This window comes from Mesorhizobium sp. M2C.T.Ca.TU.002.02.1.1 (assembly GCF_003997225.1).
On sequence record NZ_RZTO01000048.1, the window covers coordinates 1 to 14,780 of the forward strand.

The window sequence follows — 14,780 nt, forward strand, 5'->3', positions numbered from 1 at the left end:
GGCGGCGGCCGCGGAATTGATCTCCCAGCCGTCGACCCAGACCTGCCGCAGCCGGTCGCCCTCGCCCTTGAACCACAGGCCCGCCGGCCGGCAATCCTCGATGCGGTCGCTGCGGAAATTGCGGATGGCCTGGCGCAATTCGCACCAGGCGACGACGTTGGCGGTCTCGGCATAATAGATCAGCGCGACCGGACGGATGACGCGGTCGGTCGCCCGTCCCGCCTCGTCGCGATAAGAGAGGCTGAGCTTCTCCTCATCGCGGATGGCGCGGCGGACCAGGGCGAGGTCGACGGCGGCGGCGGATGGCGGCGCGAAGCCCCAGGCATGGATTGCGTTGGCGTCGAGCGTCTGCCGTAATGGCGGCGGCACGGCGCCGGCGATCTTGGCTCCGACGCGTTTTGCCGCTTGCTTGAGCTCATCGTCGCCGGTGCGTTCGAGCAACGCCAGCGACAGCACGATCGCCTCCATCTCCTCGATGGAAAACATCAGCGGCGGCAGGTCGAAGCCGGGGCGCAGGATATAGCCGATGCCGCGCCCGCCCTCGATCGGCACGCGCATCGCCTGCAGGGCGACGATGTCGCGATAGACCGAGCGCACGGTCACCTCCAGCCGCTCTGCGATCGTCGCCGCCGTCACCGGCCCCTTGGCCAGCCGCAGGATCTGGATGATCTCGAAGAGGCGCGAGGCCTTGCGCATTTTTCCACCCGGCTGAAACGCAACTGACACACCCTCGTCAGTTGGCTTGACCTATAGGGCCGTCTACACGCTTGAAAATCAACAGGTTCCTTTGTGGGCAAGCGACCGAAGCGACAGGCAACTGACATGAGCTATGCCGAAAACCTCTGGCTGTTCTTCGTGCTTCTTTTCGGCATCATCGCCGTCCCGGGCATGGACATGCTGTTCGTGCTGGCCAACGCGCTGACCGGTGGCAGCAATCGCGGCCTGGCGGCCACCGCCGGCATCATGCTGGGCGGCGCGGTGCACACGTTGAACGGGGCGGTCGGCGTCGGCCTGCTCATGCATTTCGTGCCGGTGCTGTTCACGCCGCTGCTGGTCGCCGGCGCCGCCTACATGGCCTATATCGGCATTTCGCTGATGCGCAGCTCGATCACCGTCGGCGACGACGGCCCCACGGGGAGCCGCTCGGCCTGGAAGGCATTTCGCCAGGGCCTGGCCACCTGCCTGATCAACCCGAAAGCCTATCTCTTCATCCTTGCCGTCTATCCGCAATTCCTGAAGCCGGCTTACGGTCCGATCTGGATGCAGGCGACCATCATGGGACTGCTGACGGTCGCCACGCAGGCTGCGGTCTATGGCGGGCTTGCCGTCACCGCAGGGCGCAGCCGGGAGCTGCTGGTCGACAATCCGAAGGCGACCATAGTTGCAGGCAGAACAGCGGGCCTGCTGCTCTTCGCAGTTTCGATATTCACCGCGTGGGAAGGGCTGAGGGCGGCGTGAGCGCCACCCTCTCCAACATTTCGCTCAGGCAGCGCCTTGCCGGCTGGCGAGCATTTCGCGCTTCACCGACCGGCGCCATTCGACGGCGCCGGCAAGGCCGTGCAGCACGGTCTCGGTGGTCGCCCAGTCGATGCAGCCGTCGGTGATGCTCTGGCCGTAGACAAGCGGCTTGCCGGGCACGACGTCCTGCCGACCGGCGACGAGATTGCTCTCGATCATGACGCCGATGATGCGCTCGTCGCCGGAAGCGACCTGGCCCGCCACGTCATGCGCGACCTTCGGCTGGTTCTCCGGCTTCTTGGCGCTGTTGGCGTGGCTGACATCGATCATCAGCCGCGGCGCGACGCCGATGCGGCCAAGCTCGGCGGCGGCAGCCTCGACGCTTGCGGCATCGTAGTTCGGCGTGATGCCGCCGCGCAGGATGACATGGCAATCCTCATTGCCGGTGGTCGCGGCAATGGCGCTGCGGCCGCCCTTGGTCACCGCCATGAAATGATGCGGCTGGGCGGCCGACTTCACCGCTTCGCCGGCGATCCGGAGATTGCCGTCGGTGCCGTTCTTGAAACCGACCGGGCAGGAGAGACCCGAGGCCAGCTCGCGATGGATCTGGCTTTCGGTGGTTCGCGCGCCGATGGCGCCCCAGGCGACGAGGTCGGCGATATATTGCGGCGTGGTCATGTCGAGGAATTCGGTTGCCGCCGGCAGGCCGAGATTGTTGACGGCCGACAAGACGTTGCGCGCCATGCGCAAGCCCTTGTCGATGTTGAAGCTGCCGTCAAGGTCGGGGTCGTTGATGAGGCCCTTCCAGCCGACCGTGGTGCGCGGCTTCTCAAAATAGACGCGCATGACGATCTCGAGCCGGTCGGCCAGGGCCTCGCGCAGCGCCGCCAGACGGCTGGCGTAGTCCACGGCGGCGACCGGATCGTGGATGGAACAAGGGCCGACGATGACCACCAGTCGATCGTCGGCCCCCGTGAGGATGGAATGGATGGCGTTGCGTGAAGCGGCAACGGTGCGCGTCGCCGTGAGCGAGCGCGGTATCTCGCGCATCACCTCTTCCGGCGTGCTCAGGACTTTGAGTTCTCTGACCCGAAGGTCGTCTGTGGTGGTCAACACGGCTTTCTGCTCCTGGTTAGGAGACCTGCCGGCTGAAACAAAAAAGCCGCCAGGTCTGGCGGCTTGTCGGATTTTGATCTGGAGTTCTCAGATCGAGCGCAATCCTCCCGCCGCCAGCGAGCTACCGTAGCTAAAGTACCAAAACGAGGCGGTCAGGTGGATCATGCGGCTCATATAGTCGATGCGAGGGCGGTTGTCACCTGTCTGATGGAATGAAGGTTTCTCATCGCACGCGACCGTTCCGCTAACGTTCAAGGTTGATATCGGAGCCGCGTAGCGGCGACTCCAACAGGAATTCCGCAAGCGTGCCCTTTCGCCTGGTCTTTCGAAGCCATTCTTCGGCCGACACGATGACCACGCTTGGTCTGCCGTTTCGGGTGATCGTCTGCGGAGCATGCTGAGCCAGCTCGACAACCTCGGCGAGCCGGGCTTTTGCCCCTGCAACAGTCCAGCTGTTATCCTTGGGCATAGACATCATCCCACCCCATGTTGGCTCTGATAACATGAGTATGAAGCGACGGTGCGGCAACAGGCAAGCGCGCGGACTTTATAGTCCGCGCATCGGCAGCCGATGCCTCTACTCCCCGATCACGCCGGCAATGTTCTGGTCATAATCGACCAACGAGCCGGTCATGACGCCGGCCTGGGGGCTGACCATATAGGTGATCAGCCGGGCAAGCTGCGCGGGCTTCACCAACTGGCCCATGGGCTGCGCGGCCTCGGCCTTTTGCAGCCAGTCGTCCGGGGCGTCGTGCCATTTCTTCTGCACGATGTCCTCGCCCTCGGTGTCCATCCAGCCGGGCAGCACGGCGTTGCAGCGGATGCGGTTCTTCCGGTAGGAGCTGGCGACATTCTTGGTCAGCGTCATCAGCGCGCCCTTGCTGGTCGAATAGGGCGTGAGGAACGACTGGCCGGCATGCGCCGACATCGACAGCACGTTGACGATCGAACCCGGCGCCTTGCGTTCGAGCAGATGCGCAACCAGGCCCTGCATCAGGAAGAAGGGACCGCGCACATTGGTGTCGAAGATCTGGTCGAACAACTCCTCGGTGGTCTCGATCAACGAGCCGCGCGCGGACGTGGCCGCGGCATTGACCAGCGCATTCAGCATGCCGAAATGCTTGACCGCCGTCTCGACGGCGCGCTTGCAGTCGGCGACCTTGGCGACATCGGCGCTGATGAAGATGGCGTCGACGCCATTCTTCTTGAGCGCCGCGACCGCCTTGTCGCCCTTCTCCTGCGAGCGGCCGATCAACGCCAATGCGCGACAGCCCTCGTCGGCCAAGGCCTCGGCAACCGCGAAGCCAATGCCCTGCGCGCCGCCGGTGACGATGGCGCGCGTTTCTGAATTGCGACCGGCCAAACCGCTCATCGCTGTGCTCCTGTGTTTTGAATGACCAATGGATTTTCGAGATTCATTGACGTTCCGATCGGCTTCCAGGTGTCTTGCCGCAACGTTGATAATTCGGCCGAGGCGTCCCCGACTTCGTCATCCTAGGGCGAAGCAGGAGCGCAGCTCCGTCGCGTAGACCCTAGGATCCATGCCGTGATCCCGGCCGAAGAACGCGGCGGAGCAGAACTGCGCCGTCAGCATCGTTTCAACGTAACGGCATGGATCCTCGGGTCTGCGCGCGTCGCTTCGCTCCTTGCTCCGCCCGTGGATGACGACGTGACGGATGTTCCGGCCAATCGCCTAGCCTTGCAGACCAACAAACCGACCATCCTTCAAAGCGTTCGCCCAGCCGGACTAGTCGACGCGGACGGTCTTGCCCGTCTTCGCCGATTTCAGCGCCGCATCGGCCAGCTTCAGCGCAACGAGCCCATCCTTGCCGCTCGGCGCCGCCTTCTTGCCCGCGGTTGCCGCGGCGATGAAGGAGGCGATCTCGTTGGCATAGGCGTCGATGTAGCGGGTCATGAAGAAGTCGTGCAGCGGCGGACGGGTGTAGCCCTTGTCGTTGGCGAGCTCGATCGAGACCGGCCGCTGGTTCTCGGCCGCGACCATGCCTTTCGAGCCATGCACCTCGATGCGCTGGTCGTAGCCATAGGTGGCGCGGCGCGAGTTGGAGATGACCGCCTGCTTGCCGGACGCGGTTTCGAGGATGACGCTGACCGAATCGAAATCGCCGGCATCGCCGATCTTCTTGTCGACCAGCACCGAGGCATGGGCGCTCACCGCAACCGGCTCCTCGCCGAGCAGAAAGCGCGCCATGTCGAAATCATGGATGGTCATATCGCGAAAAATGCCGCCCGAGCGGGCGATGTAGTCGAGCGGCGGAGCGCCGGGATCGCGCGACGTGATGGTGACCATCTCGACTGCGCCGATGGCGCCGTCGTCGATCGCCTTGCGCACGGCGGCGAAATGCGGGTCGAAGCGGCGGTTGAAGCCGACCATCAGCGTGGCTCCGGTCTTCTCGACCACGGCCAGGCATTTTTCGACGCGCTCGACGGAGAGGTCGATCGGCTTCTCGCAGAAGATCGCCTTGCCGGCCTTGGCGAAGCGCTCGATGAGGTCGGCATGGGTGTCGGTCGGCGTGCAGATGATGACCGCATCGATGTCCCTGGCCTGCTCGATGGCGTCGATCGTGCGGACTTCGGCGCCATAGGCGGTGGCCAGTTCCGTCGCCGCCTTCTCGAAGGCATCGGCCACGGCCACCAGCCTGGCCTGCGGGTTGGAGGCGACGGCGCGGGCATGCACCTTGCCGATGCGGCCGGCGCCGAGGAGAGCGAAGCGGAGTGTCATGGAATGTCCTTCGAGGTGGGTTTTATAGGCATATCCGCGCCTTTTGGCGTGGAAGATTGGTGATCCAGTCGTGACGCCCGTCAGGCAGCCTGAAGTTCCGCCTGTCCGGTCTTCGCGCCGGTGATGTAGGCGACGATGTCGTTGCCGTCGGTGTCCTGCTTGCGCAAATTGGCGACGATGCGGCCGCGGCGGAAGACGACGATGCGGTCGACCAGGTCGAACACCTGGCGCATGTTGTGGCTGACCAGGATCAGCGGCTCGCCGTTTTCCTTCAGCGTGCGGATGATGTTTTCGACCTGCGCCGTCTCCTGCACGCCGAGCGCTGCCGTCGGCTCGTCCATGATGATCAGCTTGGAGGCGAAGGTCGCGGTCCTGGCGATCGCCACGCACTGGCGCTGGCCGCCCGACATGTGGCGGATGGTGCTGGAGAGGTTGGGGATCTTCACCGCCGTGCGAACAAGCGCCGCCTCGGTCGCCTTGCGCATCGCCTTGCGGTCGAGGATCGAGAAGGGGCCGAGGTTGAACAGCACCTTCTCGCGGCCGAGGAAGAGGTTGGAGGGCACGTCGAGGTCGTCGGCCAAAGCGAGGTTCTGGAACACGGTCTCGATGCCCGCCTCGCGCGCCTCGATCGGGCCGGCGAAGTTCACCTCCTTGCCGTCGAACCAGATCTTGCCGTCGGTGCGCTGCTCGACGCCGGTGATCTGGCGCACGAAGGTCGACTTGCCGGCGCCATTGTCGCCCATGATGGCGACATGCTCGCCCTTGCGCAGCTCGAAATTCGCCTCCTGCAGCGCATGCACGCCGCCATAATGCTTGGTGAGGTTTTCGGTCTTCAGAACGATGTCCGACATGGTCAAGCTCCTATCGCGCGGCGGCGCTGGCGCCATTGATCGAGAACGACCGCGCCGACGATGATCACGCCCTTGACCATCTCCTGATAGTAGGCGTCGAGGCGCAGGAAGGTGAAGCCGGAAATGATGACGCCGAAGATCAGCGAGCCGATGACGGTGCCGATGATCGAGCCGCGGCCGCCCGAGAGCGAGACACCGCCGATGACCGCCATGGCGATGGCATCGAGCTCGTACATGACGCCCATGCCGGCCTGGGCGGTGAGGTTCTTGGAGGAGAGCACCACCGCGGCGATCGCGGCCAGGATGCCGGCGATGGCATAGACCAGCACCTTGTGGTTGGCGATCTTGATGCCGGACATGCGCGCGGCGTCCTCGTTGGAGCCGATGGCGTAGCAGTGCTTGCCGTATTTCGTGTAGGTCAAGATGAGCTGGAACAGGATCGCCAGCGAGATGAAGATGACGACGGGCATCAGGCCCTTGCCGATGGCCGCGAAGCTGTCGGTCGGGAACGAGATCGGCTGGCCCTTCGACCACCATTTGGCGATGCCGCGGGCGGTGACCATCATGCCGAGCGTGGCGATGAAGGGCGGGATACGCGTGTAGGCGATCAAGAGGCCGTTGATCAGGCCGGCGATCAGGCCGCAGCCGATCGCGACCAGCAGCGGCACGATCACCGGCAGGTCGGTCCAGCCATAGTCGATGAACATCGCCTTGGGATTGGGATTGCCGTTGACGGTCGCGACCTGGGCGAAGCTCATGGCGATCATGGCGGTGGCGCCGACGATCGAGCCCGAGGACAGATCGATGCCGCCGCAGATGATGACCTGGGTGACGCCGATGGCGATGATGCCGACGATCGAAACCTGCAGGATGATGATCTGCAGGCGCTGCTCGTTGAACAGGCCCGAGACGTTCTCGCGGGTGTTGAACAGGAAGCTGTCGCCGAGGAAGACACGGCCGATCAGCTCAAAGGCGGCGACAAGGATGACCAGCGCCAGGAACACGTTGAACTCGGCCGGCCATGGACGCTTCTTGGCGTCATAGCTCAGCCCGCCAATGCCATGCGATGTCTGTGACACGTCTTCTTCCTCCGAATGACCGCGCCCGTTCTCCCGCCCTGTCGGGCGGGAGGGGAGAGGAGCGGCGCCGCTTCGTCAGCAGCCGGTTTCAGCCAGTCCGATGCGTCGCGGCACCACTCCGCGGTTGTCTTCACGCAATTCCATACCGAAAGCCGCGGCACGGTTTTCCGGGAATTGCGCGGGCGCGTCTCAGTTCTTCTTCAAGAACTTGTCGATGTTCGCCGGGGTGACGAGTTGGAACGGGATGTAGACCTTGTGTTCCACCTTCTCGCCCTTGGAAAGCTTCAGCGCCGCATCGAGCGCGCCGGCGCCCTGGCCGGCCGCGTCCTGGAAGACGGTGACGTCGAGATCGCCCGCCTGCATCGCGGCCAGCGCGTCCTGCGTGGCGTCGACGCCGCCGACGACGACCGACTTCATGTCGATATTGGCTGCCTTCATCGCCTGGATGGCGCCGATGGCGCTTTCGTCGTTGTTGGCGATGACGCCGTCGAAGGCCTTGCCCGACGACAGCCAGTTGGTCATCAGGTTCTGCGCTTCGTCACGCTTCCAGTTCGAGGTCTGCTTGTCGATGATCTTGATGAAGCTGCAGTCCGGGGTGGCGATCACTTCCTCGATGTCCTTGGTGCGCTGCACCGCGGCCTGGTTGGAGAGCTCACCCATGATCACATAGACATTGGCTTCCTTCTTGCCGGCTTCCTTGAACAGGCGGCAGGCTTCCTTGGTCTCGAGCGTGCCGGATTCGGCCTCGTTCGAAGCGACAAAGGCCTGGTTGTCGGGCAGCTTATCGACGTTGACCGGCTCGCGGTTGACATAGACCAGCGGGATCTTGGCCGCGGCGGCCGCGTCCGACATCGCCTGGGTGGCCGAGGTGTCGACCGGATTGACGATGATGGCGTCGACGCCCGAGGCGGCGAAGTTCTTGATCTGGTCGAGCTGCTTGGCGACATCGTTCTGCGCGTCCTCGACCTGCAGCTCGACGCCGCTCATGCCCTTGGCCTGCGCGATCATGCCGTTGCGCAGCACGGTGAGGAAGTTGTCGTCGAAAAGAGCCATCGAAACGCCGATCTTGGCGGCGAAGGCGGATGAACACATCAGCGCCGAAAGCGCGACGCCCAAAAGAAGTTTCTTCATTTTATTCTCCTCCACTTGGTGTCCGGCTGCACCCATTGAACCGGAATCCCCGGTTTGCCCGGGGAATCTCTCCCTGCGGCCACGCGGCGTCGCCAATCCGGCTGGAACGCCTCTTCCTCCGTTCGAACAGGCGTTCCGGAACGAAAGGACCAAAAAGCCTAGTTAGTGAAATATTTATTCCATTTCGTTTCGGAAACGTCAAGGGCGATTCCGACCGGGACGGCCGGTTTTTCGATCACTATCGGCGTGACGAGGGGCCATGATCGTCGAAACCTGAGTCCAAATCGGAGCAAAGCGCGGTGAAAGAATCTATCAGCCTGATGGGTTCTTTCACATCGGCTCGGGGGATCTAGATGTTTTCCGGCAGGTAGATGTCGAAGGGCAGGAAGGTCTGTCCCGGCGCATTGGCGGCACCGCTTTCGATGGCGTGCGCCATCAGCCCGACGAGTTCCCGGCAGAGCGCTGCGAGCGGCGTCGAGATCACCATGGTGAGGATGTTGTCGGCAAGTGCGGCGCGCGAGACGGCGTTGATCTCGTTGCAGATGACGACCGGCATCTCGGCCGGGCGCGCCGTCCTCAGCGCCGAGACCGCGCCTTCCATGCCGCCGCCGGCGACATAGCAGCCGGCAAGATCGGGATGGCGCGCCAGGAGGTCGAGCATGGCGTCATGCGTCACGTCATTGGCCTCGAGGTTGACCAGCGTCTCCAGCAAGGTGAAGTCCGGCGCATGCTCGCGGAAGAAAGAGCGGAAGCCGATCTCGCGCAGCTCATGGCCGTGGAAGCGGTGGCTGCCGACGAAAAGCGCGACCTTGCCCGGCTTCCTGGCGGCCTTGGCGATCATCCAGGCCGCGCTGCGCCCGACCTTGCGGTTGTCGAGACCGACATAGCCCTCGCGGATGCCGGCGGCAAAGTCGGACAGCAACGAGAAGACCGGCTGCCCCCTCGCCTTCAGCGCCTCCACGGCCGCCGTCAGGTTGGGATGGTCCGGGCCGACGACGGCGATGGCTCTCGACTTGGCCGCCAGTTTGCGCATCTGGGCTGCGATCTCGTCAGGCACCAGCGAAGTGGCGAACTCGACCGTCGCAACGCCGCGGAAGCGTTGCGACTGCGCGACCGCCAGCTCAAGCTCCCTGGCGAAATCACCATAGAAGACGTCATTGCCCCTGAGCAGCAGGAAGCCGAGCCGGTATTCCGGCAATTCCTGGCGCATGCGCTGCTTGATCAGCCCGGCGGCGTGATAGCCGATCTCGGTCGCGGCGTCGTAGACCCGGCGCGCCGTTTCCTCACGCACCGGCAGGCGGCTGTTCAGCACCCGGTCGACGGTGGCGACGCTGACGCCGGAGATGCGCGCGAGATCGGTAATGGTCGGCCGCTTTGCCATCAATGCTTCCTCGTCAACACGACCGAAGATATATCATTCTGATAGGAAATGATAGAAACTATCTTTGTGATGTTGAGCCTATCAGACCTTGCGACTATGCTGAAGTGGAAAGTCAGCGATGCGTGAGCCCTGCATGGTCGGGGCGGTCGCCAAGGCGCTGGCGGAGGAACCCCAATGACGGCAATCACGTCTTCGGCGGCGTCGCCGCGCGACTACAGCCTGACTGGACGAGACGCCAGGCTCGCGGTCGAGAACGGGCTGGCGGCGGCCGAGTGGTACCACACCGAGATCCCGCGCAAGCAGATGAAGGAGCTGATGCAGCGCTCCGACCAGCCGGCGATCCGCGACACCATCATCTGGCTGGGCGCCTTCGTCGTCAGCGCCGCGGGCGGCATCTGGTTCTGGGGCAGTTGGTGGTGCGTGCCGTTCTTCTTCGTCTACGGCACGCTCTACGGTTCCTCGACTGATTCCCGCTGGCACGAATGCGGCCACGGCACGGCCTTCCGCACGCAGTGGATGAACGATGCCATCTACCAGCTCGCCTGCTTCATGATCATGCGCAACCCGGTGACCTGGCGCTGGAGCCACACGCGCCACCACACGGACACGATCATCGTCGGCCGCGACCCGGAGATCGCCGTCATGCGCCCGCCGGACCTTTTGCGCGTGGTCCTGAACTTCTTCGGCATCCTCGACGCCTGGCATGCGATGGCCGACATGGTGCGCAACGCCGCCGGCGTCATCAGCGCCGCGGAAAAGACCTTCATCCCCGAGCAGGAGCAGCCGAAGGCGATCCGCGTGGCCCGCATCTGGCTCGCCATCTATCTGGTGACCATCGCCTTGGCCCTCTACCTGCATTCCTGGCTGCCGCTGATGCTCGTCGGCCTGCCTCGTCTTTATGGCGCCTGGCATCACGTCATGACCGGCCTGCTGCAGCATGGCGGGCTGGCTGAGAATGTCATCGATCACAGGCTGAACAGCCGCACCGTCTACATGAACCCGATCAGCCGCTTCATCTACTGGAACATGAACTACCATGTGGAGCACCACATGTTCCCGATGGTGCCCTATCACGCGCTGCCGAAGCTGCATGGGATGATCAGGCACGATTTGCCGGCGCCGACGCCGTCGATCCTCGCCGGCTACCGCGAGATGATCCCGGCTTTCCTGCGCCAGCTGCGCAACGAGGATTATTTCCTCAAGCGCGCGCTGCCGCCGACGGCGAAGCCCTACCGGGAAGAACTGCACAACGACAATCCGGTGGCGGCCGCGGCCGAATGAACTGCCGAAGAGCTTAACCAACCGATTTCGCGGAGAACAATATGAGCGACTGGGTCGAGGCCTGCGCGGCCGGAGATATAGACGAAGAGGACGTGATGCGGTTCGACCATGCCGGCCGCACCTTCGCCATCTACCGCAGCCCGGACGACGAATATTTCGCGACCGACGGCCTGTGCACGCATGAAAAGGTGCATCTGGCCGACGGGCTGGTGATGGACGACATCATCGAATGCCCCAAGCACAATGGCCGCTTCAACTACAAGACCGGCGACGCGCGCGGCGCGCCGGTCTGCGTCAATCTCAAGACCTATCCGGTCAAGGTCGATGCCGGAAAAGTCCTGATCCAGATCGGGTGAGACAATGGCGGGGATGGTGATCATCGGGGCCGGCGAGTGCGGCGGACGCGCGGCGCTTGCGCTCCGCGATCTCGGCTATGAAGGGCCGGTCACGCTGGTCGGCGACGAGCCGCATCTGCCTTACGAGCGGCCGCCACTGTCGAAGGACGCGATGACCGGCGAGGCTCCGGTCATCAAGGCGATCGCCAGCGACGAACTGTTCGCCGAACGCTCGATCCGCCACATCCATTCCGTCCGGGCCGTCGCGATCGATCGCACCGCGCACACCGCGCAGCTGTCGGACGGCTCTTCCCTTTCCTACGACAAGCTGCTGGTGGCGACCGGCTCCGTACCGCGCAAGCTGCCGATGCCGGGGCTCGGGCCGCGCTGCGTTTATCTGAGGACCTTCAACGACGCTTTGGCCATCCGCGCCCATCTCAGCGCCGGAAACCGCGTCGCCGTCATCGGTGGCGGCTTCATCGGCCTGGAGCTTGCCGCGGCAGCGCGCAAGCTCGGCGCCACGGTCACCGTCATCGAGGCGCAGCCGCGCATCCTGACGCGCGGCGTGCCGGCGGAAATCGCCGAAATCATCCACAAGGCGCATGAGGCCGAGGGCGTTGCGATCCGCACCGGCCAAGGGATCGCCGCGATTGCCGATGACGGCAAGGAAGTCGCCATCACGCTGGCCGATGGACAGACGGTCGTCGCCGATCTCGTTGTGATCGGCATAGGCGCGGTGCCGGTGACGGCGCTCGCCGCCGAGGCGGGTTTGGCGATCGACAACGGCATCGCCGTGGACGAACATTTGCGCACCGCCGACCCGGATATCTTCGCCGCCGGCGATTGCTGCTCGTTCCCGCTCGCCGTCTATGGCGGCCGTCGGGTACGGTTGGAGGCCTGGCGCAACGCGCAGGAGCAGGGCGCTTTGGCCGCGAAGAACATGCTGGGCGCCGGTGAGGCGCACGCGGCCGTGCCGTGGTTCTGGTCGGATCAATATGGGCTGACCCTGCAAATCGCCGGGCTGCCCGACGAAGGCAAGAGCATCGTGCGGCGCGATCTCGACGACAGTGCCTTCATCCTGTTCCATCTGGCCGAAGACGGCAGGCTGGTCGCAGCCAGCGGCATCGGCCCCGGCAACGCGGTGGCGCGCGACATCCGACTGGCGGAAATGCTGATCGTCAAGCGGGCAAGCCCGGCGCCGGACGCGCTCGGCTCGCAAGCGGTCAAGCTGAAGTCGCTGCTGGCGGCGTGAGGTCCGCTAAAACAGCGCCTTAAGCTCGTCCAGCTTGTCGTTGACCAGCCAGCCGTAATAGTTCTCCTCGGGCAGCTTTTCGGGCTCGCCGGCGGCGCGGCGCTTTTCGTTCTCTTCCTTCAGTGCGTAGGCGCGCTGCTCGGGATTGCCGACATTGTAGAGCGTGGCGGTCAGGCCAGGATTCTTCGAGATGTCGAAACCGGCGATGCCGCGGTAGGCGTCGATCGACTTCCTGATGGTCGCGGCGACGTAAGGCAGCGTCAGGTCCGGATCCATGATGGTCTTGTAGACGGCGTTGGGATCATCGACATCAAGCCTCGGCAGGCCGGAGACCTTGTGCACCAGATCGCTCATCTGCAGCGCGGTCAGCGGGTTCAACTGGCCGAGGCCGAAGGTCTGCCCGGCGTAATAGGGCTGGAAGAAGGTGGCGCCGAAGCGGTCGTTGGGGAAGTCCTCGCCGCCGACGGTCTTGCCGCGGAAGGAGTGGTTCCAGACCTGCTCGCGGCATTCCCACAGATCGTAGCTGTCGTCCATGCCGGCGCATTTCTTGAATTCCGGCCGCTGGATGAAGTCCGAGATGTCCTCGCCGTGATAGGCGAAGGAGAGCTTGCTCGACAGATAGGAGATCGCCTTGACGTAATAGGTCTGCAGGCGGTCATACGCGTCGACATTGTAAGTATGCTCGCCGACGATGGCGCCGACGATATGCATGGGGTCGATGCCGTAGGCCGCCGCCACCTTCCTGATCTTGCCGCGCAATTCGGCATCGTTCTGCAAGAGCGCGTAGACCTTGCGGTACTTGGCCTGGAAGGTTGTGTTGGTGGCCTGGGTGCGCCGGCTGGAAGCGCCCGGAATATCCGGCTGCACGCTGTTGCGGTTGCCCGGCGGCACCATCGTCGCGGCATCGGCGATCGTCGCCGCCGCCGCCAGGGCCATACCGAGAAAAAGCAGGATAAGTTTCTTCATACGCCGCCGCTTTCGAATCCGCGGCAAACTAGGTAAAGCGCGTCGCAGAGTCGAGAGAAGGCTTCGAGCCCCCACCAAGAATGGTGGCCAGATGCTTCCATTTGGCCACACTTTGCATGGGAGGGTGCTTCGGGCCAGCCCGAGGGCCAGCCCGAAACCACGACAGAGCTTAAAGGATGAAGCGCGACAGGTCGGTGTTGCGCGACAGGTCGCCGACATGCTTCTCGACATAGGCGGCATCGATGGTGACCTGGGTGCCGTGGCGGTCGGGCGCGTCGTAGGAGATCTCGTCCAGCACGCGCTCCATCACCGTCTGCAGGCGCCGCGCGCCGATATTCTCGACGCTGGCGTTGAGGTCGACGGCGATGCCGGCCAGCGAATCGATGGCGTCGTCGGTGAAGGTCAGCTCGACGCCCTCGGTCTTCATCAGCGCGATATACTGCTTGATGAGGCTCGCCTCGGTCTCGGTGAGGATGCGCACGAAATCCGACTTCTCCAGCGCGCGCAACTCGACGCGGATCGGCAGGCGGCCCTGCAGCTCCGGCAGCAGGTCCGACGGCTTGGAGACGTGGAAGGCGCCGGACGCGATGAACAATATATGGTCGGTCTTGATCGGCCCGTATTTGGTCGCGACGGTGGTGCCTTCGACGAGCGGCAGCAGGTCGCGCTGCACGCCTTCGCGCGACGGACCGCCCGAAATGTCGCTCCTGGCGGCGATCTTGTCGATCTCATCGAGGAAGACGATGCCGTCATTCTCGGCCGATTCCAGCGCCCTGCGCACCACCTCGTCCTGGTCGAGCAGCTTGTCGGACTCGTCATTGACCAGCAGCGCGTAGGAATCGCGCACCGTGGTCTTGCGGGTCTTGGTCTTGCGGCCGCCCATCGCCTTCGACAGCATGTCGTTGATGTTGAGCACGCCGACATTGGCGCCCGGCATGCCGGGAATCTCGAAGCCGGGCATGCCGCCGGTGCCGGTGTCGGCCACCTCGATCTCGATCTCCTTGTCGTCGAGCTCGCCGTCGCGCAGCTTCTTGCGGAAGCTGTCACGCGTGGCCGGGCTCGCCGTCTTGCCGACGAGCGCTTCCAGCACGCGTTCCTCGGCATTGACCTGGGCGCGCGCATTGACGTCCCCGCGCATCTTCTCGCGCGCCAGGCCGATGGCGACCTCGACGAGGTCGCGCACGATCTGC

The 14,780-nt window shown here is 64.2% G+C and carries 15 protein-coding genes; 4 read left to right on the forward strand and 11 right to left on the reverse strand.

Annotated features, from left to right (window positions below):
- Nucleotides 1-696 (reverse strand): YafY family protein (locus EOD07_RS04430; protein WP_164772063.1); only part of this gene is annotated, 696 nt, incomplete at its 3' end.
- Nucleotides 697-822: 126 nt separating this feature from the next.
- Between EOD07_RS04430 and EOD07_RS04435 the strand changes: the two genes are divergently transcribed.
- Nucleotides 823-1,458: a LysE family translocator gene (locus EOD07_RS04435; protein ID WP_127234126.1), complete on the forward strand. Its 636-nt coding sequence runs from the start codon at nucleotides 823-825 to the stop codon at nucleotides 1,456-1,458.
- 24 nt (nucleotides 1,459-1,482) lie between these two features.
- On the opposite strand, the gene EOD07_RS04440 is transcribed toward EOD07_RS04435, so the two are convergent.
- From EOD07_RS04440 to EOD07_RS04475, 8 genes are all read right to left on the reverse strand, one after another.
- Nucleotides 1,483-2,574, reverse strand: coding sequence for a 3-deoxy-7-phosphoheptulonate synthase (locus tag EOD07_RS04440; RefSeq protein ID WP_127234127.1), 1,092 nt, complete (start codon nucleotides 2,572-2,574; stop codon nucleotides 1,483-1,485).
- Nucleotides 2,575-2,818: 244 nt separating this feature from the next.
- Entirely contained in the window at nucleotides 2,819-3,052 is a 234-nt protein-coding gene (locus EOD07_RS04445; protein WP_127234128.1) for a type II toxin-antitoxin system prevent-host-death family antitoxin, read from the reverse strand.
- A 99-nt stretch (nucleotides 3,053-3,151) separates the two neighbouring features.
- Complete coding sequence (locus tag EOD07_RS04450; protein WP_127234129.1) at nucleotides 3,152-3,946, reverse strand: SDR family oxidoreductase; 795 nt, start codon at nucleotides 3,944-3,946, stop codon at nucleotides 3,152-3,154.
- Nucleotides 3,947-4,321: 375 nt separating this feature from the next.
- Complete coding sequence (gene iolG, locus EOD07_RS04455; protein ID WP_127234130.1) at nucleotides 4,322-5,314, reverse strand: inositol 2-dehydrogenase; 993 nt, start codon at nucleotides 5,312-5,314, stop codon at nucleotides 4,322-4,324.
- A gap of 80 nt (nucleotides 5,315-5,394) precedes the next feature.
- Nucleotides 5,395-6,165, reverse strand: a complete 771-nt coding sequence (locus EOD07_RS04460) for an ATP-binding cassette domain-containing protein (RefSeq protein ID WP_095768022.1) — start codon at nucleotides 6,163-6,165, stop codon at nucleotides 5,395-5,397.
- A 2-nt stretch (nucleotides 6,166-6,167) separates the two neighbouring features.
- A complete protein-coding gene (locus EOD07_RS04465) occupies nucleotides 6,168-7,244 on the reverse strand; it encodes an ABC transporter permease (RefSeq protein WP_073984608.1) in 1,077 nt (358 codons plus the stop codon).
- Nucleotides 7,245-7,433: 189 nt separating this feature from the next.
- A complete protein-coding gene (locus EOD07_RS04470; RefSeq protein ID WP_041009859.1) occupies nucleotides 7,434-8,375 on the reverse strand; it encodes a sugar ABC transporter substrate-binding protein in 942 nt (313 codons plus the stop codon).
- A gap of 349 nt (nucleotides 8,376-8,724) precedes the next feature.
- Nucleotides 8,725-9,756 carry a LacI family DNA-binding transcriptional regulator gene (locus EOD07_RS04475; RefSeq protein ID WP_127234131.1) on the reverse strand — a complete coding sequence of 344 codons (1,032 nt, stop codon included), beginning with the start codon at nucleotides 9,754-9,756 and terminating at the stop codon, nucleotides 8,725-8,727.
- A gap of 174 nt (nucleotides 9,757-9,930) precedes the next feature.
- On the opposite strand from EOD07_RS04475, the gene EOD07_RS04480 reads away from it, so the two are divergent.
- From EOD07_RS04480 to EOD07_RS04490, 3 genes are read left to right on the forward strand one after another with little or no spacing between them, the layout of a single operon-like run.
- Nucleotides 9,931-11,037, forward strand: coding sequence for a fatty acid desaturase family protein (locus tag EOD07_RS04480; protein ID WP_127234132.1), 1,107 nt, complete (start codon nucleotides 9,931-9,933; stop codon nucleotides 11,035-11,037).
- Between the two features lie 41 nt (nucleotides 11,038-11,078).
- The gene (locus tag EOD07_RS04485; RefSeq protein ID WP_127234133.1) at nucleotides 11,079-11,393 is read left to right on the forward strand and encodes a MocE family 2Fe-2S type ferredoxin; all 315 of its coding nucleotides are present in this window, start codon (nucleotides 11,079-11,081) and stop codon (nucleotides 11,391-11,393) included.
- 13 nt (nucleotides 11,394-11,406) lie between these two features.
- Nucleotides 11,407-12,624, forward strand: coding sequence for an FAD-dependent oxidoreductase (locus EOD07_RS04490; protein WP_206519418.1), 1,218 nt, complete (start codon nucleotides 11,407-11,409; stop codon nucleotides 12,622-12,624).
- A 6-nt stretch (nucleotides 12,625-12,630) separates the two neighbouring features.
- Here EOD07_RS04490 and EOD07_RS04495 read toward each other — a convergent pair whose 3' ends face one another.
- Nucleotides 12,631-13,590 carry a DUF1402 family protein gene (locus EOD07_RS04495; RefSeq protein ID WP_127234135.1) on the reverse strand — a complete coding sequence of 320 codons (960 nt, stop codon included), beginning with the start codon at nucleotides 13,588-13,590 and terminating at the stop codon, nucleotides 12,631-12,633.
- 169 nt (nucleotides 13,591-13,759) lie between these two features.
- Nucleotides 13,760-14,780 (reverse strand): ATP-dependent protease ATPase subunit HslU (gene hslU, locus EOD07_RS04500; RefSeq protein ID WP_127234136.1); only part of this gene is annotated, 1,021 nt, incomplete at its 5' end.